Source organism: Pontixanthobacter aquaemixtae (genome assembly GCF_009827395.1).
Classification (GTDB): domain Bacteria; phylum Pseudomonadota; class Alphaproteobacteria; order Sphingomonadales; family Sphingomonadaceae; genus Pontixanthobacter; species Pontixanthobacter aquaemixtae.
This window is the reverse complement of the sequence record NZ_WTYX01000001.1, coordinates 1,663,824-1,684,288: the sequence shown is the minus strand read 5'-3', so window position 1 is coordinate 1,684,288 and position 20,465 is coordinate 1,663,824. Positions and strand designations below refer to the sequence as shown.

Below are 20,465 nucleotides of genomic sequence, written 5' to 3'. Positions count from 1 at the left end.
GGCGGAATGGCGCGCCAGTCTGGAAAAGACCCCAGCGTTGGCCTTCGGCCTACTCCGTAACCGCTGGGGCGACGACAGAGTTCACATTGCCGAAATGCCGCCATCCAGTTTCATTTCGGCCCCGGTCATAAAGCGGCTTTCGTCGCTGGCCAGATACAGCACAGCATTGGCGATATCGTTGGGCTCACCAACGAATTTGAGCGGAATTTGCCGCGCCAGCTTGTCCATCAAAACACTCTTTTCGATATTATGATGCTTCGCCGTCCCGTCGAGGATAGGCGTGTCGACAAATGTTGGATGCACCGAATTGCAGCGGATCTGCATATTGTTCTTCGCACAATGCAGCGCGATGGATTTGCTCAGCATCCACACCGACGCTTTTGACGCATTATAGGCTGGCATTGTGTCGCTGGCGATCAGTCCGGCGATCGAACTGATATTCACAATCGAACCCGGCGCATGTTCGCGCATCAGCGGCAACGCCTTCTGGCAGCCGTGAAAGATTGAATCGACATTGATCGCGAAGCAGCGCTGCCAGTCTTCGAATTTGCATGTCTCGATATTGCCCGCGACACCGATGCCGGCATTGTTCACCAGCACGTTGAGCCCGCCCATATTGTCGCGCGCATGGTCCACCGCGGCTTCCCATGCGTCGGGATCGGTCACGTCATGCTGGATCGAAAATGCGGTCCCGGCGCCCAGCGCATCATTGATGCCTTTGGCCGTTTCCGCCGCGCCTTCGCCATTGATATCGGTACAAAGAACGCGCGCGCCTTCCTGCGCCAGCAGCATCGAATGCGCTGCGCCCAGTCCCTGCGCCGCGCCCGTAACCAATGCCAATTTGCCTTTGACGCGATCCACCATAAGTCACTTATCCTTCAGAAATTCCCCGGCCAGCAGAATTGCCAGCCGCACGTCGACTGCATGGCCCGCTGCGCGCCAATCTGCAATGAATTGCTGGATTTCATCCAGTCTGACGCGGTGAACGATGATATCTTCGCTGTCGGTCCCGCCGCCTTCGCTGACTTTCTTGAGGCCATGCGCGCGAAACAGAGTGAAACTCTCGCTGACCATGCCGGGGCTGGAGAAGAACTCACCGAGATTTTCCATCCGCCCGGCAATATAGCCGGTTTCCTCCTCCAGCTCGCGCGCGGCAGCAACCTCGTCGGGCTCGCCCGCGACATCGTCATGATCGCCGATCAGGCCGGCGGGCAGTTCCAGGCAGCGCTTGCCCAAGGGAACGCGGTATTGTTCGACCAGAATGACGTGCCTGTCCTGCGCGTCGCCGGATGGCCCGTCTTCAACCGCCAGAATAACCGCGGCGCGAATATTGCGCGGGCGGCCAACATATTCCCAGCGGCCGCGTTTCTTGGCAGAGATATAGCGGCCTTCCCAGACGATCTGTTCGGGTTGGTCGGCATCGGGTGTGGACGTGCTCATGGAAAGCGGGGTCTGGCCCTAAACCTCGATCAGCCGGTCGGGGAGTTCATTTTCATCGACATCCGAACGCGGGAAATGCTCGGCAAGAACCTTGCCCACATCGCGCACGCCAGCGGCCATCCCTTCGGCAATGCGGCCCTGTTTGATTTCGGCCAGCATGTCCGCCATCGCTTCGCCCCAAACTTCGGCATCGACCAGTTCGGCAATCGGTTCATCGGCGACGATTTCGGCGCGATGTTCGCGCATCGACAGATAAATCAGGATGCCGGTGCGGCCATGCGTGCGGCGTTCGGCGCCCACTTTGAAATGGGCAACCGCGCGTTCGTGAACGCGGCTGGTTCTAACCGGACCGGGGATCAGGACAAAGCGCATCGGATCCCACATCAGGAACAGCCACACGCCCAAGAATTTGAGCAATCCGAAGCCGACCGCAATCGACAGCACTTCGGCCATCGTCCATTCGGAACCCCAGCCGCCAAAAAGCCAGTCGATCTTGTCGAGGAACAGGTCGGGGAACACCGCGAACAGAGTCATTGCGGTGAATGCCGCAACTGCCGCCCACGCCATCACCACGTCGCTATATCCGTCCGACCGGTCGGCCAGCACGGTCAGGATTTCGCCAGAGGTGTTGAGCTCTGCCTCGGCCACCGCCTCGGTCACGATCCTATGCTGGTCAGCGTTCAGATATTTCATGATTCACCAGCCCCCCGATGCACCGCCGCCGCCGGACATGCCGCCGCCAAAGCCGCCAAATCCGCCGCCACCGCCGGAGAAGCCGCCTCCGCCGCTAAAGCCGCCAAACCCGCCAGAGCGGCCTCCGCTGGCGCCGCGCGCGATTGCCTTGCCCGCTTCCCACAGGATGATGTCGCCAACCGCGCCGCCCACGCCTCTGCCATAACGGCGGCGCCTTCCGCCGCGGAACATCGGCAAGATAAAGAACAGGAATATAAATCCGCCCCAGATCAGCAAGCCGATCGGGAAACCGCCATCCCTGCTGCTGTTTCCCCGCGCGGCTTGCGCCGCTTCCTCGATTGCGACCGCATCTTCTGGGCTGCGGTTGAGATGGGTGATGATCCGGTCCATGCCCGCGGTTACACCGCCGTCGAAATCACCCGCTTTGAAACGCGGCGTAATCGTATCGCGAATGACGCGGCCGGCCATGATCCCGCCGAAATAGGGATGCAGACCATAGCCGATTTCGATCCGCATTTCGCGATCTTCCTTGGCGATCAGCAGCAGCAACCCCTGATCGCGCTTCTCCCCGCCAATGCCCCATGTCTCGAACAGCCCGGTTGCGTAAGGCTCTATGCTTTCCCCTTCGAGCGAGGGGATGGTCGCAACGATTAGCGCCCGCCCTGTCTGCCGGTTATATTCACGCAGCCGTGCGTCCAGTTCTGCCTCTGTCGCGGGAGAAAGGATCTCCGCGCCATCATAGATCGGGCCTTCCGGACGCGGGGGGAAATCCTGCGCCGCAGCCACGCCCGCCGCCAGCAGCAAGGCCAGCACAGTAATCAGCGCGGCCGCCAAACGGCGCATGGAAAAGGGGAGAATGGTCATCAGCGGGGGATCGTTCCTGTTCACCCGTCCTTATTCGCCCGTGATCTTGCTCATATCCACTTCGGGATTTTCCGATGCGCCCTCAGCCGCTTCGAAATATTCGAGCGCTTCGGAACCGTGAATGACATTCGCGCCGATGGATGACGGGAATGTGCGGATCTCTGTGTTGAAATCGCGTGCTGCATCGTTGTAGCGGCCGATTTCGGTGTTGATCATGTTGTTCGACTGTTCGATCTCGGTCATCAGATCGGCGAAGCGTGCGTTTGATTGCAGCTGCGGATAGGCCTCTACCACCGTGCGGAATTGCCCCAGCGCCTGGGTGAATTGGTTTTCCGCGGCCTGGATCTTCTGGAATTCTTCAGGGTCGGAAAGATCGTCCGTCGTGATATTGACGCCCATCGCTTTGGAACGCGCCTCGATCACGCCGGTCAGGATATTCTCTTCCGAAATTGCAGCGGCTTGGACCACGCTGACCAGATTGGGGATGACATCATGGCGGCGCTGCAAAGCAGCCTCCACATTGGCCCATTGCGCCTTGGCCGCTTCTTCCTTGGTCGGGACGGAGTTAATGCCGCACGCGGCAAGCGTAAGCGAAATAACTGCCACCACGGTCAGGCGGCCAAAACTGCGTAGATTCATGATCGGGTCCCCAATTTGAATGCGCGCAACAGTCGCGCGCTATCTGTCTTATGGATATAGCACACCTTGGTATGTTTTCAAGGCGAAGTGCGGCTGTGTCGGGGCGCAGACTTGGCATGATCGCCGCTTGGTGGCAAAGGCGAAAGCGGTCTAAAAAAAGGGAAAAATAATGCTCGCAGAATTTAAGGACTTCATTGCCAAGGGTAATGTGATGGAACTGGCGGTTGCGGTGATTATCGCAGGCGCATTCGGTGTGATCGTGGCGTCGCTGACCGCCGACATTATCATGCCGATCGTCGGAATGGTTTTCGGCGATGTCGATTTCAGCAGCAAATATACCGTGCTGAGCGGCCACGAGTTGGTCAAAGACGGAATGAGCCTGGAGGCTGCCCGCGAAGCCGGCGCCAATGTCCTCGCCTGGGGTGCCTTTATCACCACGATCATCAACTTCCTGATCCTGGCATTCGTGATCTTCATGCTGGTGCGTTACGCCAACAAGGTGCAGGCCAAGTTTGAAGGCGAAAAGGAAGAGGAAGAAGCAGGTCCAAGCGAAATCGATCTGCTGACCGAAATCCGCGATTCGCTTAAAAAATAGTGGGTTAGATGCTGTTGTGCGGCTTTGGCCGCGCAATACACTTCACATTAAGCCGGTATCGACTATATCAGTCGGTGCCGGCTTTTTGCTGGCTATGGCGATAAATTGCGGTGTGCAATAGACATAACGGACCCGGGGGCAGTACCCGGCGGCTCCACCAAAAACCGCAGAATTCTGCGGTTCCTGACGGGGCCGAACCAGGATCGACGTGTGTTGAAAAGCATTGTTTTTGCCCGGGTTGAGAAACCCCGTAAAAGGCTCATTTTTATAAGTGCAAACGATAACGAAGCACTCGCTCTCGCAGCGTAACCTGACGGCCTAACGGCCTGATCTTACAAAGCTAAAGCGCGGTTGGACCCACCGGGCAACAGAAGCGGATTCCGGGCGTCCGGAGAGAACGTAGCAACAGAATCTCTCCACTTTCATTTCAGAAGTCGTCATCGCAGCCTTCGCCGGGATGGCGTTAGTTTTCAGCTTTGGCGGAGACTGCCTCAGCCGCCTCGCGCGCTTGGCGTTCATAGGCGAGCGCATCGAAGATCTTGGCACCCGCAAGAAAAACCGCGCCTGTGGTTGCGAGGAACATCAGCTTCCCGAACCAGCCGGGATAGTCGACGATATATTGTGAGCCGCGTGCGGTGCAGCCAAGCGCGAGGGCATAGATGATGATATAGGCTTCCCACTTTGTCTTGATGACAAATAATCTGCCTATTTTCTTCAACATGCGCACCCTTTCATCGTTAACCTTTTACAGAGCAAATCGCGTGCCAATGGCGGAAATACGCGGGTCTTGCTGGTTAACAGGAATGCGAGTGTAATGCGTCCCGACAATCAGTCCAGAGCGTTAACTTAGTTCGGGCAGCTCCAAAGCGGTCAAAAGCGCATGGCGTGCCGCGATGACACGCTTTGCCAGCGCTTCGTCACCAACCTTGGCGGTCTCGATTGTCTCGGGCCAATGTTCGGAAATAACATTGCCGATCATTTCGGCCTTGGCATCATCGAGAAGGAATCGCGGGTCGACTGTGGCCGGGTCCGCGACCACGCGCAGGCGCAGACAAGCGGGGCCGCCGCCATTGGCCATGCTTTGCCGCACATCGACAAAATTGATCGCGCGGATCGGCTGGTTTCCGCCGATATTTGCCGCAGCCCAGCTTTGCACCGCATCGGTCTTTGCCTCCAGTGGGGCGATCAGTTCCATCGCGCCATCGGGCAAGGTCAGCAGCTGCGAGTTGAACAGATAGGTCGTGATCGCTTCGGACAGGCTGACCGCGCTTGCGGGCACTTCGACGACTTGCAATTGGGGGAATTTCGCACGGATCGCGTCATAGGCGCCTTGCTGGTCGGCAAAGGCCTGATCGTGTGTGAACAGCACCTTCTCATTGGCCACCGCGACAACATCATTGTGGAATGCGCCTGCTGCGATTGCCTCCGGGTTTTGTTCGATAAAGACGGTGCGATCCGGTTCCAGCCCATGCATCCGGGCAACTGCGCGGCTGGCTTGTTCGTGTTGGCGCGCGGGGAATTTTCCGCCGGTTCTGCCATAGACAAACGCCTCGACCCCGGGCGCGTCGTGGCCGCTGCAAAAGCGCATATGATTGGCCGCCCCTTCGTCACCGAAACTGGCGGGTATGGCATCATGCACGGCAAAGTGATCACCATTTGCGAAGGCCACTTTGAGCTGCGCCTGTGTATCGGTCCATTCCTGCCCGCGATGCGGCATGGTAACGAGATTGGCAGGGGTCAGATGACATTTGCCATCCGCTGTATCGGCAGCGGGGCTGACCGTGGCCGCGTTGGCGGTCCACATCGAACTGGCCGACCACGCCGCAGCAATCAGCGCCTTGTCGGTGGTGTCATCGGCAGCGATGGCGGATAGGAATTTGGAATTGGGGCGGGGCAGGGGCAGCAAGAATCCCTGCTGCAAACCGCGCGCGCGATTGGCCTGCACCTTTTCGAGCCCCTGCAATGCCGCTGCGCGCGGATAGGATGTGTTGCCCGCGCTTTTGGTCGCGGCAAGATTGCCCAGGCTCAGCCCTGCGTAATTATGCGAAGGGCCGACCAGGCCATCGAAATTGATTTCTACAATTGCCACTATTTCGCCACGCTCCAAACGGTATCACCGGCCTTCACGCCAAGCGCCTCGGCACAGGCAGCATCAATAGCGATAGTTCCATCATCGCCCAGTTTGCGCTTGCCGTAAGCGGAGCGGAACGTCGTCAGATGACCTGCCGCCACCAGCGCCCTCTCTCCGTCTTCGAGATCGGTCGTGGCAACCTGGCTTTGCACCGAGGCGGCAATGCTTTTCACCGCATCGGTGCGCGCGGTCATGGTCGGGCCGCCGTCGAAAATATCGACATAGCCTTCTGCTGCAAATCCTTCATTCTCAAGCATCCGCATCGCCGCGCGCCCGGTCGGGTGCGGCATGCCGATGACTTTGCGCGCTTCGTCGGACAGCATTTCGACATAGACCGGATGTTTGGGCATCAAATCGGCGATAAACTGGTTGCCGTTGATCGAGTTGAAGTAATCGGCTTCCTGAAAGCTCATGCCGAAGAAACGCCCAGCGACATTGTCCCAGAAGGGCGACCCGCCGCGATCATCGATAATCCCGCGCAGCTCGGCCAGAATCCGGTCAGCAAAGCGTTTGCGGTGCATCGCGATAAACAGATAGCGGCTGCGCGCCAGCAGCAGACCAAGCCCCCCGGCGCGTTCATTGGGGTGGAGGAACAGCCCGCCCACCTCGCTCGATCCTTCCAGATCGGTAACCAGGCTGAGCATTTCCGCGCGTACCGTACGGTCCAGCTCTTTCGAATATTGGGTCAGCGTGTTGAGCCGATAGGAATAGAACGGCCATTGCTGCCCAACCTGCGTGAAAAGCTGGCAGGTTCCGCGCACATCGCCGGTCTCGGTATTTTCCAGCACCAGCACAAACTGGTCGTCGCCCAGCCTATCATCATCGCGGCCAAAGGCATCGGCAGCGCGCGCCAGCTTCGCGCCCAAAGCATCGCGGTCGGGCGGCAGATTGGTGAATCCGCCGCCGGTCAGTTTGGCCATTTCATATAGCGGTTCAAGATCATCGGAATGCGCGGCGCGCAGGCGGAAACTCAAAGCTCTTCTCCCGAAGCAAGGCGGTGGATGACAAGCGCGGACAAGGCGGCGCGCTCGCGCAAAGAGGAAACGATCATATATTCATCGGGGCTGTGAATCGCGCCGCCCCGCACACCCATCGTATCGACCACGGGCACGCCGCAGGATGCGATATTGTTGCCATCGCACACCCCGCCGGTCGATTGCCAGCCGATGGTCTGGCCCAGCGAGGCACCGCAGTCGCGAACCAGATCGAACAGGCGCTGCGCCTTGCGATCAACCGGCTTGGGCGGACGCGAAATACCGCCATGCCGGTGGACGCTGACCTCATGCGCTTGCTGCGTGTCGCCGATCAGGCTGGCGAGCGCGGCTTCGAACTGGCTGGCGGCATCGGGGCTTTTGGGGCGGATATTGAAACGCAGCACCGCATGATCGGGCACGACATTATTCGCTGCGCCGCCTTCAATCTTCGCCGGATTGATCGGGCATTCTTCGCTCTGCAATTGCTTGAGGCCGAGAACAATCGCCGCAGCGGCAACAATCGCATTGCGCCCGTCCTGCGGATTGCGGCCCGCATGCGCGGATTTGCCGGTGATCGTCAGCGAATAATTGCCGCTGCCGCCACGCGCATGCGCCAACGTGCCATCGGGCAGGGCGGATGGTTCATAGGTCAGCGCCGCATATTTGCCTTGCGCCATCTGCTCGATCAGCGGGGCGGAAGCGAGCGAGCCGGTTTCCTCATCCGAATTGATCAGCACATCATAGCCGATTTTGCCCGCCGCATCGCTTTGTTCGATGGCTTTCAGCGCGTGCAGGAACACCGCAATACCGCCTTTCATATCGGCAAGTCCGGGGCCGTTCAGCGTGTCATCATCGATCCAGCTTTGCTCTTGAAAGCTGTGATCCTTGGGGAAAACCGTGTCCATATGGCCGGTGAAAAGCAGGCGGCGCTCCGCATCGGGCCGGATCCGCGCAACCAGATGCTGGCCATGCGGCTTTTCGAATTCGGTGCCATCGGCGGCGATCGCAGATACCGGCGCCGGATCGACCAGCTCGACATCGCCCGGCAGCGCAGAGAATGCATCCGCCAGCGTCGCCGCCATGCGCGCCAAGCCGTCCAGATTTGCGGTGCCGGTGTTGATCGCGCTCCAAGCCTGCGCATCGGCCAGCATCGCGGCTTGATCGATCGGGGCGATCAGCGCTTCGGATTGGGCATCAAGTTGTTTCATCTGTAACTGCATTAGCTTGACGTGGAGCGGCTTCCAACCCCGTCAATCAAACATCCACCACCGTCATTCGCGCTTTGGCAGGGGCGACGAAAGCTATGTTGCAATTCGCGGCGCACCCCGCCATATCGCGCACGTCCTCCCCAGACAGATTTGACCTATTTTTCTATGCGTTGGGCCTGTCGCCCTGCGCGAATGAGTGTGAGGAATTATGAGCAATATTTCGACCCGTGCCGGACTGGCGATAGACACAAATCTGGCCAAGTTTCTGGAGAGCAAGGTTCTTGCCCCGCTTGGCCGTGATGTGGACGCATTCTGGACGGGTTTTGCCGATCTGCTGGCGACATATGCCCCGCGCAACAAGCAGCTGCTGGAAAAACGCGAAAGCCTGCAGGCGCAGATCGACAGCTGGCACCGGCAGCATCGCGGCAAACCGCACGATCAGGCCGATTACCGGCAATTCCTCGAAGAAATCGGATATCTTGTGCCGGAGCCGGGCGATTTCACCATCGGTACCCGCAATGTCGATCCTGAAATAGCGACGATGGCCGGCCCGCAACTGGTGGTGCCGATCCTCAATGCGCGGTTCCTGCTCAACGCCGCCAATGCGCGCTGGGGCAGTCTGTATGATGCGTTTTACGGCACCGACGCATTGCCCAATGCACCCGAGGCTGAGCAGGCCGGATATTGCCCGGTGCGCGGCGCGGCGGTGATCGCGGCGGGGCGAGAGTTCCTCGATAAAGCGGTGCCGCTCAAATCGGGCAGCTGGGCCGATCTTGGCGACCCGTCGGGCGGAATCGCGATTGCCGATGAAAGCCAATATGTCGGGCAGACCGGCAAAGGCCGCCTGTTCAAATCGAACGGCTTGCATATCGAAGTTATTTTTGACGCGGACAGCCCGATCGGTTCGACCGACAAGGCGGGCATTGCCGATATCATCCTGGAAAGCGCGCTGACCACCATTGCCGATTGCGAGGATTCGGTCGCGGCGGTGGATGCGGAAGACAAGCTACTCGCTTACACCAACTGGCTGGGCGTGATCCGCGGCGATCTGGAAGAGAGTTTCGAAAAAGGCGGCGCGACGCTGACTCGTAAGCTCGCGGGTAACAAGGATTACACCGGGGCCGATGGCTCCGCGCACAGCCTGCCCGGCCGCAGCCTGATGTTCGTCCGTAATGTTGGCCATCTGATGACCAATCCGGCGATCCATTTGCCCGATGGCAGCGAAATTCCCGAAGGCATTATGGATGCGGTGTTCACCAGCGCGATCAGCACGTTCGATGTCGAAGGCAAGACGCGCTACGGCAATTCCGCAAATGGCAGCATCTATATCGTGAAGCCCAAAATGCACGGGCCCGAAGAATGCGCCTTCACCAATGATCTGTTCGATGCGGTGGAAGATTTGCTCGGCCTGCCCCGGCACACGATCAAAGTCGGCGTGATGGATGAAGAACGGCGGACTTCGGCCAATCTGGGCGCGTGTATCCATGCGGTGAAAGACCGCATTGTGTTCATCAATACCGGCTTCCTCGACCGCACCGGCGATGAAATTCACACATCGATGCAAGCAGGCCCGATGATCCGCAAGGCGGAAATGAAGAACAGCGCCTGGCTGTCCGCCTATGAAGCGCGCAATGTCGGGATCGGCCTGCGTCACGGCCTTTCGGGCAAAGCGCAGATCGGCAAAGGCATGTGGGCCGCGCCCGATCTGATGGGGCAAATGATGGTCGAGAAAATCGGCCATCTGAACGCCGGTGCAAACACCGCGTGGGTCCCGTCGCCCACCGCCGCGACTTTGCACGCGCTGCACTATCATCAGAAGGATGTGTTCGAAGTGCAGAAGGGGCTTGGCGATGTGCCGGGTCTCGAACCGCTGCTCTCCATCCCGCTGGCCGATGGCGTCAACTGGTCCGAGGAGGAAGTGCGCGAGGAACTTGATAACAATGCGCAGGGTCTGCTCGGCTATGTCGTGCGCTGGATCGATGCGGGTGTCGGCTGCTCCAAAGTGCCCGACATCAACGATGTGGGCCTGATGGAAGACCGCGCGACATTGCGTATTTCCAGCCAGCACATGGCCAACTGGCTGCTCCACGGCGTGTGCAGCGAAGATCAGGTGATGGACAGCCTCAAACGCATGGCGGCCAAGGTCGATGCGCAAAATGCCGGCGATCCGACCTATGAGAAGATGGAAGATAATTGGGACGGCGTCGCATTCAAAGCGGCCTGCGACCTGGTGTTCAAAGGCGTCGAGCAGCCAAGCGGTTATACCGAACCTTTGCTCCACCAATGGCGGCTGGTGAAGAAGGCGGGTTAATTCTACAACGCTCGGATGTTTCGGCGCGTTGGACCCGCAATACTCATTCTTCTGTGCGCCATCGCCATTGGCGTTGCGTTGGTGCCAAGAGTTGCGCCGGAATTTGTGGACCAGCCGTTCAAGCCAGCCGATCCTGATGGCGAAGCAGCGTTCGAGCGTTGGCTGGTTGCAGGGCCGGATCGCGCATCCGAGTTTCAGAAATTCGAAACATACCTCCGATCGGTTGGCGTTGGCGATGTAGTGCCCGCTTGGCAGTTGACGCGGATTGATGGCTATCATGCGGCGGAGTGCGTGCTTGATCCTTTCGCCGTTCCTCCCGATGATCTCTGGCCGAATATCGTTCCTGCGCTGCGATTGGTGCGCGACGAGGTGATTCCGACCGTGGGTGAAGTCGAGGTGCGATCATCGTATCGCACGCCCGAGGGCAATTCCTGCTTGCGCGGCGTAAGCCGCAGTAGGCACCTGACATTTTCCGCGCTCGATCTGGTCACCGCAGACCGGCAGCGCGGAGAGCAGCTGTACCGCAAACTATGTGCGATGCATGCTCAAGCAGGCTCGCGAAGCCGGATGGGACTCGGCGCCTATTTTGATCCGCAAAGACCGAAACTTGGTACGGGGCGGTTTCATATCGACGGAACCGGATATCGAAGCTGGGGCCACAGTTACTCGGCAGCCAGCAGCCCGTGTCCGAATTTCAGCTGAGCTTTCTTGCCAGCTGCACAAATTCGTCAACTTGCAGCGTCTCCGCGCGGCGGGTTTCGTCTATGCCCAGTTCCGCCAATGCGTCCAGCGCGCCGCGAACGCTTTTCAGGCTTTGGCGCAGCATTTTGCGGCGTTGCCCGAATGCGGCGGCGGTGATCTGCTCAAGAACTTTTGCGGACACGCCATCGGGCATGTCTTTGGGCGTCACATGAACTATCGCGCTCATCACTTTGGGCGGCGGGGTGAAAGCGCTGCGGTGGACTTTCATCGCCAGCTTTGCAGTGCTGCGCCATTGGGCGAGCACGGCCAAGCGGCCATAGGCGCTGCCGCCCGGCTGCGAGACGATGCGCTTGGCGACTTCCTGCTGGAACATCAGCGTCAGCGATGACCATTGCGGCGGCCATGCTTCGCCGCCCAGCCAATTGGTGAACAGCGCAGTGCCGACATTATACGGCAAATTGGCGACCACTGCGAAAGGCCCCCCGATCAATTCGCCATGATCGATTTTCATCGCATCGCCGTGGATGACCTTTAGCTGACCGGGAAATGCCGCTTCCAATTCGGACAAGGCCGGCAGGCATCGTTCGTCCATTTCGATCGCGGTGACGCGCGCCCCGGCGCGGAGCAATGCGCGGGTCAGGCCGCCCGGGCCGGGACCGATTTCGAGCACGGATTTGTCATCGAGATCGCCCGGAATGGCCGCGATCCTGCCCAGCAATTGTTCGTCGAACAGGAAATTCTGCCCCAGCGCCTTGGACGCGCTGAGGCCGTGTTTGGCGATCACTTCGCGCAAAGGCGGGAGCGGCGGGAGGTCAGCCATTGGCGCGGGCGGCGGCGCATTCACCCGCCATTGCGATTGCGGCCATCATCGCGCCGCTATCGGCCACGCCTTTGCCCGCAATGTCGAATGCAGTGCCGTGATCGGGCGAGGTGCGAATGATCGGCAGGCCCAGTGTGACATTGACGCCCTGATCGAAATCGAGAGCCTTTACCGGGATTAGCCCCTGATCGTGATACATGCATAGCGCCGCGTCATAACCCCCGCGCGCATGCGGCGCGAACAGGGCGTCGGCGGGATGCGGGCCGGTTGCGATCAGCCCTTCTTCGCGCAGCCTCTCTATTGCCGGGGCAATGATATCGCGTTCCTCGCTGCCGAATTTCCCATCTTCGCTGGCATGCGGGTTGAGGCCGGCGATGGCGATGCGCGGCCGTTCAATCCCGAAATCGCGGCGTAGCGCGGTGGCGGTGATCCGCGCCTTGTGCACGATCAGCTCGCTGCTGAGCAGGCCGGGCACTTCGGCGATGGAAACATGCACGGTCAGCGGGACCGCTTTCAGGCTGGGGCCGGCCAGCATCATCACCGCATCTTCCGGCTCCAACCCGCATACTTGCGCCAGAAATTCGGTCTGCCCGGGAAATTCGAAACCGACTTTGGCAAGCTGCGCTTTGGACACAGGCGCGGTGACCACCGCGCTTGCTGCGCCGAGCAAGGCATGGCGCGTTGCTTCGGCGAGCGAATGGAGCGACAGCGCCGCGCCTTCCTCGTCCGGATTGCCGGGGCGATAGGCCATCGTATCGCGCCCCAATACGGGCAGATACTCGCCGAAAACCTCCGCGGCTTCGGACGGGTCATCAATGATCGCAACGGTGCCGCCAGCGCCCAGAACATCATCCAGCACGCGCCCGCCGCCATTCACGAAGAAAGGGGTAAGCAGCTGCGCTGCGTCATGGCGTGCTGACCAGATGCGCGCGATCAGTTCCGGCCCGATCCCCGCAGGATCGCCCAAAGAGACTGCCAGCGGGAGCGGGGCAGAGCTCAATTGTACTCGATATAGGCGTCGTTGCGCAGGTCACGGAGATAGCGTTGGGCGCGTTTCTGGATCCGCTCCTCTTCCTTCTCTTGCATGACCGTATCGAAATCGGCGTCCTGCACGTCCTGCGGATCATCGCGTCCGCACAGCATCAGCACGCGCACGCCATCGGCCAGCGAACCGAATGGCTCGGTAGCCTGGCCGACTTGCAAAGTTAGCAGCGAGGCCTGCAATTGTTCGGGCACATCGCGCGCGGTGATCTCGTTTCCGACCACTTGCGCGCCGATTGTCGCGGCCACTGCTTCGGCATCGCCGCAGCCGCGCATCGAAGCGACAGCATTGGTGAAGGATTCCAGCCGGACGCGCGCCTGATCTTCGGTCGTACCCGGGGCAAAACCGATCGAGATTTGCTTCAGATCGAGCATCGCATCGCGCGGATCAGCCATGCCGATCCGTTTCTTGTCGATCAGCACCATGATCATCAATCCGCCGGGAATTTCGAACGGGCCGACCAGCTGGCCCGGCTGCATCGTGCGGGCTTGCTCGGCCATTGCCACCGGCAGCGTGTTCAGCTTCAAAAAGCCCAAATCGCCGCCTTGCGCAGCGCTGGATGATTCGGAGAATTGACGGGCATAGGCCTGAAAATTCCCGCCTTGCTGCAATTGCGCGATCATCTGCTGCGCGTTGTTGGCGACAGCTTGCGCATTCTCCGGCGTGGCACTCAGATAGATTTCACCGATACGATATTCCTCGGTCCCTCTTTGCGAAGCGCGGCGGGCCAGTTCTTCGCGGACTTCCTCTTCGGAAACATTCACGAACGGGGTGATGTTGCGGCGCACGACATTGGTCCAAGCGATCTCACCGCGAATCTGCCGCTTGAGCGATGCCGGAGAGGATCCGATGCCCAGAAGGTACCGGTCCATTTGCTGAGGGTCGGTGCTGAAATTCTGGGCCGCAACGCGGTTGTAACGCTGGTTCACCTCTTCATCCGAAACAGGCATTTCCTGCACTGCGGATTCCTGGATCTGCAGGGTTTCGTCGATCAGGTTGCGCAAAACCTGAGCGCGCACACGCGCCAGTTCTTCTGGTGGCAGTTCACCCTGAGATGCCGCCACCAGCAAAGCCACGCGGTGATCGACATCGGTTCCGGTAATGATGGTGCCGTTCACCACTGCGGTTGCCGAGCGATTATTGGGGTCGTTCTGCGCCAACGACGGCCCATCGGTTGGAATGTTGAGCGCATTCGACGGGGTCGCACCCGGGGCAGCTTGTGCCTGGACAGCAATCGGGCTGGCCGCAAAGGTCAGCGCAGCAAATGCAGAGAAAGCCTTGGAAAAATTCGAATAAATCACATGTAAAATCCGTTTGCAGCGCAATCAGTCACGCCTTGGGTTGCCGCCAGATTTACTATTTTTGGCTGAACCAAAGCTGAGTGAAATGCCGGATAGCCGGTTTGCCTCGCGATGCCAATGCGATTGCTCATAATCTCACCGGTTCTCCGGCCCAGTGATTTTCGCGCCGGATGGATCAGCGGAAACCGAGATTGCGCAACGAGAAATAGAACTGGAAGGTGTTGCCGCGCTGGGCATCGCCCGAGGTGACATAATCGCGCCGCCAGGTGACGCCCAGCTCGAGGCAGTCATCGCGATAGGCGACACCAAGCCGCGTGCGCACAGGCTCGAAACCGTCGGACGTGAAAGACGGGTCTTCCTCGAAATCGGTCAGGTTGAGCACGGCAGAGCCGAACAATGACCAATATTTGGCAAAGGCGACGCGGGAGGCGACACGCAATTCTTCGCGGTCTTGCAAATCTTCGATCCCGGCGGCGATATCGCGGTTGAGGCGGAGATAGCCGATTTCGGCATAGGTTTGCCGCGATCCGATTGTTGCATCAAATTCGTTGCGGCGGAAAGCGAGATTGTCCTTGTCCAGCCGGTAGCGATGCGTGACTTTGAGGAAATCGCGATATCGCACCTCCGTCCGTCCGACAAAGTCGGACACCCGCTCGCTCAAACCCGTGCCGTCGATCAGCACGTTCTGGTCCTTGCCGAGCCGGTACGATTGACCGAACGTTGCTTTGACGCGCCAGCTTGGTCGCTGCAATTCCCAATCGAATCCGTAAGTTACGCGCACGCCGTCTTCGATCCGGTCATATCCCGGGAAGCGGTTGAGCGCGAACAGGTTGGAATCTTCCAGATCGACCGCCCGCGCATCCTCGTTCGGGACCGCGAGATTGCGAATGGGCGGGCTGGCAACGATCTGGACGCGCGGTGTTAGCACCTGCGTTCCGCCCAGCGCTTCACCGACAAATGGCCATTCGAAATCGAGTGCGGCCAGCGCGATGCCGCGCGTTTCCCAGCCCGGATTGCCGCGATAGATGGCGGTGTTGGTCAGCGCGTTGTCGCTGCTGTGATAGACATCGCCGCGAACCATCCCGGTCAGCGTGACGACTTGCCCCAGATTGGTAAGGCGGCGCAAATCCCATCGCGCACCGGCAAAGGCGCGCTGTGTGTCCTGCCCTTCATCGCGGGTTATCGCCAGAGTGTTGAGCTGCAATTCGAGATTGCCGCCGAGGCCCGCCGGATCGGCAAAACGCTTGCGGTAATCGACCACAGGCAGCGCCACCGGCACTTGGCCCTGCGGCGCATTCACGCGCAATGTTTGCGTGGCCCACCCGGCGATGGAGAGATAGGAGGTCTCCGAAATACGCTCGACATTGACGGTCGAGCGCAGCCGGTCATCGCGGCTAATATCGTAGCGGCGCAAGAAAGTGCGGTCGCTGGCCACGCGGATGGAGCTGGTCAGGCTCCATTTCGGAGTGAACTGGAACTTGCCATTGGCGAACAGATAGCCGCGCGGGTCGTTTTGCGCGGTGGGGGCCGTACCCAAAATGCCGATGCGGCTGCTCGCCGTGGCGTAACCGGTGATCTGATAAGCGCCCTCGCTCGCCAGATGGCGCCACTGCGCGGAAACCATCGGCGGCGCTTCGGTGAAGACATAGGCCTGCGCAGACAGGTCCTTGTTTTCCGCAAGGCGCCAGTAATAGCCGCCCTGGACTTCGATCCCGTTGGATTCGGACACCCGGAAATTCGGGACCGTTATGCCCGAAACCGCGCGGCCATCGGTCCGGATCGAAAGCCCGGGAAGCGGCAACAAGCGCTGGCCGAACAATTCCAGATAGGCGCCGCGAAAGCGGACTTTCTTGTCTTGCGGAGTGTAGGTTACCCGGTCCGCGGTGATCCGCCAGCTCGGGTCCTTGCTGCAATTTTCCGGGTCAATCACCGCGCAGGCGCTGTAGGCTGCGTCGGTGAGAATGATCGATCCGTCTTCCTGCCGTGCGCCGCCGCGCGCCGCCAGCCGCCCGCCCTCACGCAGGGCAAGCAGTAATTCTTCCATCGCACCGGCTTCAAATTCGTCGGTCAGTTCGATCCGGCTGGTATAAACCTGATTGCCGTCTTCATCGACAAAGCGGACATCGCCCGATCCAACGATAATACCAGTTCTGCGGTTCCACGTAACCTGCTCTGCCCGGACAGAGCGGTCTTCGCTGCGCAGAATCACATTGCCCGAAGCGGTGACAATGTCGGCCACGGAATCATAGGCGAGATCATCAGCTTCAAAATCGATCTGCTGCGTTGCAGGTGATTGTGCAGGGGGAGCAGCGGTTTCGCCGGTGTCTTGTTCCGCCGGTTCAACCATGGCCGGATCAACGCCGACGTCCGGTGCAGCTTCATTCTGCGCATGCGCCGCGCCCGCGAATCCTGCCGACAGGGCAATCGCCGCTGCGCCCGTGGAAATGCCCTTGTGCAGCCGCGCACGGATGCCCGAACCGATGGCAAAACCGATACCAGAAAAAATGGAATCCGCGATTCTCGCGGTCACAGGCAGTTCAGACAGGTCAATCCGGTGCGGGGGCATGGCTTGCCTATCGCACCGCCCGCGCGTAATCGCAATTCCAATCCTTGGCGACATAGTTTGCCGGGCCCTTTTTTGCGCGACATGCGCATCGAAATTGCATTGTGGAGATCCCATGAAGATCACTTTTTCAGACACTGTTCCATCAAACGCGCGCCTCGTCGCGCATATTGCCGATAAGGGCAAGACACCAGATGGATTGGAAAAAGCGCTGGTCGAAGGGGCCGATGCTGCGCGCTTCAAAGGTAATCCCGGCCAATGTTTCGAAGGCTTTGTTGAACGCGGTGGCGCGGTTGTTCGCGTGGCGATCGCGGGTGCCGGCAAGAAGGATGTCGATGCGCGCGGCGCCAATCTGGAAAAAGCCGGTGCTGCGCTGACCGCAAAATATCTGACATCGGGCGAAAAATCGCTGGTTCTCGACCTGAATGGGAGCGGGTTGGACGCGGCTGAAACGGCTTCGCTTCTGCTGGGACTGCGGCTTCGCGGCTGGCGGCATGATGCCTATCGCACGCGGTTGAAGGAAGAACAGAAGGTCTCGCTCGATCAAGTCACCGTGGTCGGTGCGCCCGACGGGACCGATGCGGCATGGGAAGATGCCTGCGCGGTTGCAGAAGGCGTCGAGTTCACTCGCGATCTGGTTGCAGAGCCCGCCAATGTGCTTTTCCCGGTCAGCTTTGTCGAAAAGTGCCAGGAGAAATTTGCTGGCACCGGTGCGGAATTGATCGTGCTCGACGATGCGCAAATGGAAGAGCTGGGCATGGGCGCGCTGCTCGGCGTTGGTCTGGGCTCGGAACAACCGTCGCGCATGCTCGCGATCCGTTGGAACGGCGGCGCAGAAGGTGAAAAGCCGACCGCTTTTGTCGGCAAAGGCGTGTGTTTCGATACGGGCGGTATTTCGCTGAAGCCCGGGCCCGGCATGGGCGATATGAAATTCGATATGGGCGGCTCGGGCGCGGTTGTCGGCGCGATGCTGGCCATGGTGAAACGCAAGGCCAAGGCCAATGTGGTCGGCGTGGTCGGGCTGGTTGAAAACATGCCCGATGGCCGCGCGATGCGTCCGGGCGATGTGGTTACGTCGATGTCGGGGCAGACGATCGAAGTTCTCAACACAGATGCAGAGGGCCGGCTGGTGCTATGCGATGCGTTGCATTGGACGCAGAAAGAATTCGCGCCCAAACAGATTGTCGACTTTGCAACGCTGACCGGCGCGATCATAATCTCGCTTGGCAATGAACATGCGGGCCTGTTTTCCAACAATGATGATTTGTCGGAGAAACTCCTCGCTTCGGGCAAGAGCAGCGGCGACAAGTTGTGGCGTCTGCCGCTGAGCCCCGCTTATGATAAGCAGATCAACAGCCCGATTGCGGATATGCAGAATATCGGCGGCAAAGGCGCGGGTTCGATCACCGCTGCGCAATTCCTCCAGCGCTTCATCATGGACGACACGCCGTGGGCGCATTGCGATATTGCGGGAACCGTATGGGCAGACAAACCCGGCCCGACTTACGATAAGGGCGCAACCGGATATGGTGTCCGCCTGATCGACAATTTCGTGCGCGAAAACTGCGAAGGATAGGCAATCCGGGCTGATGCGCGTCGATTTCTATCAGCTGAGCCGCGATCCGGCGGAACTGGTCGTCCCCTTGCTGGCGCGTGCGACCAAGCAGGCGGGCGAAAGATTGCTGGTGGTTTCGGACGATGCGGAACAACTGGACCGGATCGACAAGCAATTGTGGGAGACCGCGCCCGAGGCTTTTCTGGCGCATGGCAAGGCTGGCGAAGCGTATGAGGCGCGCCAGCCGGTCTTGCTGTCGGACCAGATGACCGCGCCCAATGAGGCAAAATTTGTCGTGCTGGCCGACGGCGTTTGGCGCGATGATACATCCGGATTTGAACGCGCATTCCTGCTGTTCGGCGATGACCGTCTGCAAGAAGCGCGCGCCTGTTGGTCCTCGCTTGGCAAGGGCGACGCGATGGAGCGGCATTTCTGGAAACAGGAAGGCGGCAAATGGCGCGAAATGGGCTGACCGGGCGCGCAGCTGGCCTTGGCTCGCGCGGGCAGAGCGTTTAGACTGCCTAGCGGAGGCGCCTTTCCGGACAGACGGAGAGGACAATGGAGGGAAACTTATGAAGCGCATTATTTTTGCTGCGGCCAGCATGGCACTCGTTTCGGCATGCGGTTCCGAACGCTCGGGCAGCTACGAAACCGACAATGGCGAAAAGGTCGAATATTCGGTCGATACGTCGAGCGGAGAAACCAACGCCACGATTGAAACCGAGGATGGAACGGCAAAAATTCGCTCCGGCGCGGATGTCGAAGTGGATCTGCCCGATGGATTTTCGCTCTATCCCGGCGCGAAAGTCGTGACCAATACGACCTTCAATCAGGCCGATGGCAAGGGCTCGATGATCATCTTTACCTCGGGCGATAAAGCCGCCGATATTGTCAGCTATTATCGCAAGCAAGCCGAAGCGGCTGGCGTGAAAATCGAAATGGAAATGAAAACCGCGCAGGGCACGATGCTTGCCGGCAAGGGCGAGGGCGACAAGGTCTTCTCGGTCAACGCCAACGAGAAAGATGGCGAAACCACCGCGCAAATGATGGTTGGCGAAGGGATCAATTAGCGCGCAACTCGCGCCTGCCGCTTTAGCGCCTGAAACAGGAATACTTGCGGTTGCGCGCCGGCGCGGCTAGGGGCGCGCGCAACAATATTATCCCCTATCCAAATGCAAGGAATTTCACATGGCGGGCACCCGCACATTTTCGATCATCAAACCCGATGCCACACGTCGTAATCTGACCGGTAAAGTCACCGCGATGCTGGAAGAAGCCGGCCTGCGCGTTGTCGCTTCGAAGCGCATTCACATGACTCGCGAACAAGCCGAAGGCTTCTACGCGGTTCACAAGGAACGCCCCTTCTTTGGTGAACTGGTCGATTTCATGATCAGCGGCCCGGTTGTGGTGCAGGTTCTCGAAGGCGAAAACGCCATGCAGCGCAACCGCGACATCATGGGCGCGACCAATCCGGCTGACGCGGCCCCCGGCACCATCCGCAAGGAATTGGCCGAGAGCCTCGAAGCCAATACGGTCCACGGCAGCGACAGCGACGAAAACGCCGCAATCGAAATCGCATTCTTCTTCAACGAAGACGAAATCGTCGGCTAAGCCGCCATCTCTTTGA

General features: G+C 59.6%; 20 protein-coding genes and 1 other RNA gene. 8 read left to right on the top strand and 13 right to left on the bottom strand.

The window, feature by feature from the left end; all coding sequences use genetic code 11:
* Positions 1-81: 81 nt before the first annotated feature.
* From GRI41_RS08135 to GRI41_RS08115, 5 genes are read right to left on the bottom strand one after another with little or no spacing between them, the layout of a single operon-like run.
* Entirely contained in the window at positions 82-864 is a 783-nt protein-coding gene (locus tag GRI41_RS08135; RefSeq protein ID WP_160604324.1) for an SDR family oxidoreductase, read from the bottom strand.
* A gap of 3 nt (positions 865-867) precedes the next feature.
* Positions 868-1,440 carry an NUDIX hydrolase gene (locus GRI41_RS08130; protein WP_160604322.1) on the bottom strand — a complete coding sequence of 191 codons (573 nt, stop codon included), beginning with the start codon at positions 1,438-1,440 and terminating at the stop codon, positions 868-870.
* Between the two features lie 18 nt (positions 1,441-1,458).
* Entirely contained in the window at positions 1,459-2,133 is a 675-nt protein-coding gene (locus GRI41_RS08125) for a TPM domain-containing protein (protein WP_160604320.1), read from the bottom strand.
* 3 nt (positions 2,134-2,136) lie between these two features.
* Positions 2,137-2,997 (bottom strand): TPM domain-containing protein, encoded by an 861-nt coding sequence (locus GRI41_RS08120; RefSeq protein ID WP_235901095.1) that lies wholly within the window; start codon positions 2,995-2,997, stop codon positions 2,137-2,139.
* A gap of 30 nt (positions 2,998-3,027) precedes the next feature.
* Positions 3,028-3,636: a LemA family protein gene (locus GRI41_RS08115; RefSeq protein ID WP_160604318.1), complete on the bottom strand. Its 609-nt coding sequence runs from the start codon at positions 3,634-3,636 to the stop codon at positions 3,028-3,030.
* A gap of 169 nt (positions 3,637-3,805) precedes the next feature.
* On the opposite strand from GRI41_RS08115, the gene mscL reads away from it, so the two are divergent.
* Together mscL and ssrA are read left to right on the top strand one after the other, a co-directional pair.
* Positions 3,806-4,231, top strand: a complete 426-nt coding sequence (gene mscL, locus GRI41_RS08110) for a large conductance mechanosensitive channel protein MscL (RefSeq protein WP_160604316.1) — start codon at positions 3,806-3,808, stop codon at positions 4,229-4,231.
* A 37-nt stretch (positions 4,232-4,268) separates the two neighbouring features.
* Positions 4,269-4,613: a transfer-messenger RNA gene (gene ssrA / locus GRI41_RS08105) on the top strand.
* Positions 4,614-4,694: 81 nt separating this feature from the next.
* Here ssrA and GRI41_RS08100 read toward each other — a convergent pair.
* The 4 genes from GRI41_RS08100 to GRI41_RS08085 all read right to left on the bottom strand — a co-directional run bounded on the left by GRI41_RS08100 (position 4,695) and on the right by GRI41_RS08085 (position 8,544).
* A complete protein-coding gene (locus GRI41_RS08100) occupies positions 4,695-4,952 on the bottom strand; it encodes a hypothetical protein (RefSeq protein WP_160604314.1) in 258 nt (85 codons plus the stop codon).
* A 120-nt stretch (positions 4,953-5,072) separates the two neighbouring features.
* Positions 5,073-6,320 (bottom strand): N-succinylarginine dihydrolase, encoded by a 1,248-nt coding sequence (locus tag GRI41_RS08095; RefSeq protein WP_160604312.1) that lies wholly within the window; start codon positions 6,318-6,320, stop codon positions 5,073-5,075.
* Entirely contained in the window at positions 6,320-7,336 is a 1,017-nt protein-coding gene (locus GRI41_RS08090; protein ID WP_160604310.1) for an arginine N-succinyltransferase, read from the bottom strand. The genes GRI41_RS08095 and GRI41_RS08090 overlap by 1 nt, the downstream gene beginning before the upstream one ends.
* Positions 7,333-8,544 (bottom strand): hydrolase, encoded by a 1,212-nt coding sequence (locus tag GRI41_RS08085; RefSeq protein ID WP_160604308.1) that lies wholly within the window; start codon positions 8,542-8,544, stop codon positions 7,333-7,335. The genes GRI41_RS08090 and GRI41_RS08085 overlap by 4 nt, the downstream gene beginning before the upstream one ends.
* 208 nt (positions 8,545-8,752) lie before the next feature.
* Here GRI41_RS08085 and GRI41_RS08080 point away from each other — a divergent pair, with 208 nt between their 5' ends.
* A complete protein-coding gene (locus GRI41_RS08080; RefSeq protein ID WP_160604306.1) occupies positions 8,753-10,855 on the top strand; it encodes a malate synthase G in 2,103 nt (700 codons plus the stop codon).
* 15 nt (positions 10,856-10,870) lie between these two features.
* Positions 10,871-11,557: a D-Ala-D-Ala carboxypeptidase family metallohydrolase gene (locus GRI41_RS08075; RefSeq protein ID WP_160604304.1), complete on the top strand. Its 687-nt coding sequence runs from the start codon at positions 10,871-10,873 to the stop codon at positions 11,555-11,557.
* On the opposite strand, the gene rsmA is transcribed toward GRI41_RS08075, so the two are convergent.
* The 4 genes from rsmA to GRI41_RS08055 all read right to left on the bottom strand — a co-directional run bounded on the left by rsmA (position 11,550) and on the right by GRI41_RS08055 (position 17,286).
* Positions 11,550-12,377, bottom strand: coding sequence for a 16S rRNA (adenine(1518)-N(6)/adenine(1519)-N(6))-dimethyltransferase RsmA (rsmA, locus tag GRI41_RS08070; RefSeq protein WP_160604302.1), 828 nt, complete (start codon positions 12,375-12,377; stop codon positions 11,550-11,552). The genes GRI41_RS08075 and rsmA overlap by 8 nt on opposite strands.
* Positions 12,370-13,377 (bottom strand): 4-hydroxythreonine-4-phosphate dehydrogenase PdxA, encoded by a 1,008-nt coding sequence (pdxA, locus tag GRI41_RS08065; protein WP_160604300.1) that lies wholly within the window; start codon positions 13,375-13,377, stop codon positions 12,370-12,372. Before pdxA ends, rsmA begins: the two co-directional genes overlap by 8 nt.
* On the bottom strand, positions 13,374-14,720 hold the full coding sequence (locus GRI41_RS08060; protein WP_160604298.1) for a peptidylprolyl isomerase: 1,347 nt from the start codon (positions 14,718-14,720) through the stop codon (positions 13,374-13,376). The genes pdxA and GRI41_RS08060 overlap by 4 nt, the downstream gene beginning before the upstream one ends.
* Positions 14,721-14,895: 175 nt before the next feature.
* The gene (locus tag GRI41_RS08055) at positions 14,896-17,286 is read right to left on the bottom strand and encodes an LPS-assembly protein LptD (protein ID WP_160604296.1); all 2,391 of its coding nucleotides are present in this window, start codon (positions 17,284-17,286) and stop codon (positions 14,896-14,898) included.
* A gap of 112 nt (positions 17,287-17,398) precedes the next feature.
* On the opposite strand from GRI41_RS08055, the gene GRI41_RS08050 reads away from it, so the two are divergent.
* The 4 genes from GRI41_RS08050 (at position 17,399) to ndk (ending at position 20,449) form a co-directional block, all read left to right on the top strand.
* Positions 17,399-18,859: a leucyl aminopeptidase gene (locus GRI41_RS08050; protein WP_160604294.1), complete on the top strand. Its 1,461-nt coding sequence runs from the start codon at positions 17,399-17,401 to the stop codon at positions 18,857-18,859.
* Between the two features lie 13 nt (positions 18,860-18,872).
* Positions 18,873-19,310: a DNA polymerase III subunit chi gene (locus tag GRI41_RS08045; protein WP_160604292.1), complete on the top strand. Its 438-nt coding sequence runs from the start codon at positions 18,873-18,875 to the stop codon at positions 19,308-19,310.
* 100 nt (positions 19,311-19,410) lie between these two features.
* Positions 19,411-19,908, top strand: coding sequence for a hypothetical protein (locus GRI41_RS08040; protein ID WP_160604290.1), 498 nt, complete (start codon positions 19,411-19,413; stop codon positions 19,906-19,908).
* 118 nt (positions 19,909-20,026) lie between these two features.
* The gene (gene ndk, locus GRI41_RS08035; RefSeq protein ID WP_160604288.1) at positions 20,027-20,449 is read left to right on the top strand and encodes a nucleoside-diphosphate kinase; all 423 of its coding nucleotides are present in this window, start codon (positions 20,027-20,029) and stop codon (positions 20,447-20,449) included.
* Positions 20,450-20,465: the final 16 nt, after the last annotated feature.

Coding starts and splice junctions, on each gene's coding strand:
- GRI41_RS08080 (WP_160604306.1), top strand. CDS start 8,753: ATGAGCAATATTTCGACCCGTGCCGGACTGGCGATAGACACAAATCTG.
- GRI41_RS08050 (WP_160604294.1), top strand. CDS start 17,399: ATGAAGATCACTTTTTCAGACACTGTTCCATCAAACGCGCGCCTCGTC.
- GRI41_RS08120 (WP_235901095.1), bottom strand. CDS start 2,997: ATGACCATTCTCCCCTTTTCCATGCGCCGTTTGGCGGCCGCGCTGATT.
- GRI41_RS08040 (WP_160604290.1), top strand. CDS start 19,411: ATGAAGCGCATTATTTTTGCTGCGGCCAGCATGGCACTCGTTTCGGCA.
- GRI41_RS08130 (WP_160604322.1), bottom strand. CDS start 1,440: ATGAGCACGTCCACACCCGATGCCGACCAACCCGAACAGATCGTCTGG.
- GRI41_RS08055 (WP_160604296.1), bottom strand. CDS start 17,286: ATGCCCCCGCACCGGATTGACCTGTCTGAACTGCCTGTGACCGCGAGA.
- GRI41_RS08115 (WP_160604318.1), bottom strand. CDS start 3,636: ATGAATCTACGCAGTTTTGGCCGCCTGACCGTGGTGGCAGTTATTTCG.
- rsmA (WP_160604302.1), bottom strand. CDS start 12,377: ATGGCTGACCTCCCGCCGCTCCCGCCTTTGCGCGAAGTGATCGCCAAA.
- GRI41_RS08045 (WP_160604292.1), top strand. CDS start 18,873: ATGCGCGTCGATTTCTATCAGCTGAGCCGCGATCCGGCGGAACTGGTC.
- mscL (WP_160604316.1), top strand. CDS start 3,806: ATGCTCGCAGAATTTAAGGACTTCATTGCCAAGGGTAATGTGATGGAA.
- GRI41_RS08125 (WP_160604320.1), bottom strand. CDS start 2,133: ATGAAATATCTGAACGCTGACCAGCATAGGATCGTGACCGAGGCGGTG.
- GRI41_RS08100 (WP_160604314.1), bottom strand. CDS start 4,952: ATGTTGAAGAAAATAGGCAGATTATTTGTCATCAAGACAAAGTGGGAA.
- GRI41_RS08135 (WP_160604324.1), bottom strand. CDS start 864: ATGGTGGATCGCGTCAAAGGCAAATTGGCATTGGTTACGGGCGCGGCG.
- GRI41_RS08075 (WP_160604304.1), top strand. CDS start 10,871: ATGTTTCGGCGCGTTGGACCCGCAATACTCATTCTTCTGTGCGCCATC.
- ndk (WP_160604288.1), top strand. CDS start 20,027: ATGGCGGGCACCCGCACATTTTCGATCATCAAACCCGATGCCACACGT.
- GRI41_RS08085 (WP_160604308.1), bottom strand. CDS start 8,544: ATGAAACAACTTGATGCCCAATCCGAAGCGCTGATCGCCCCGATCGAT.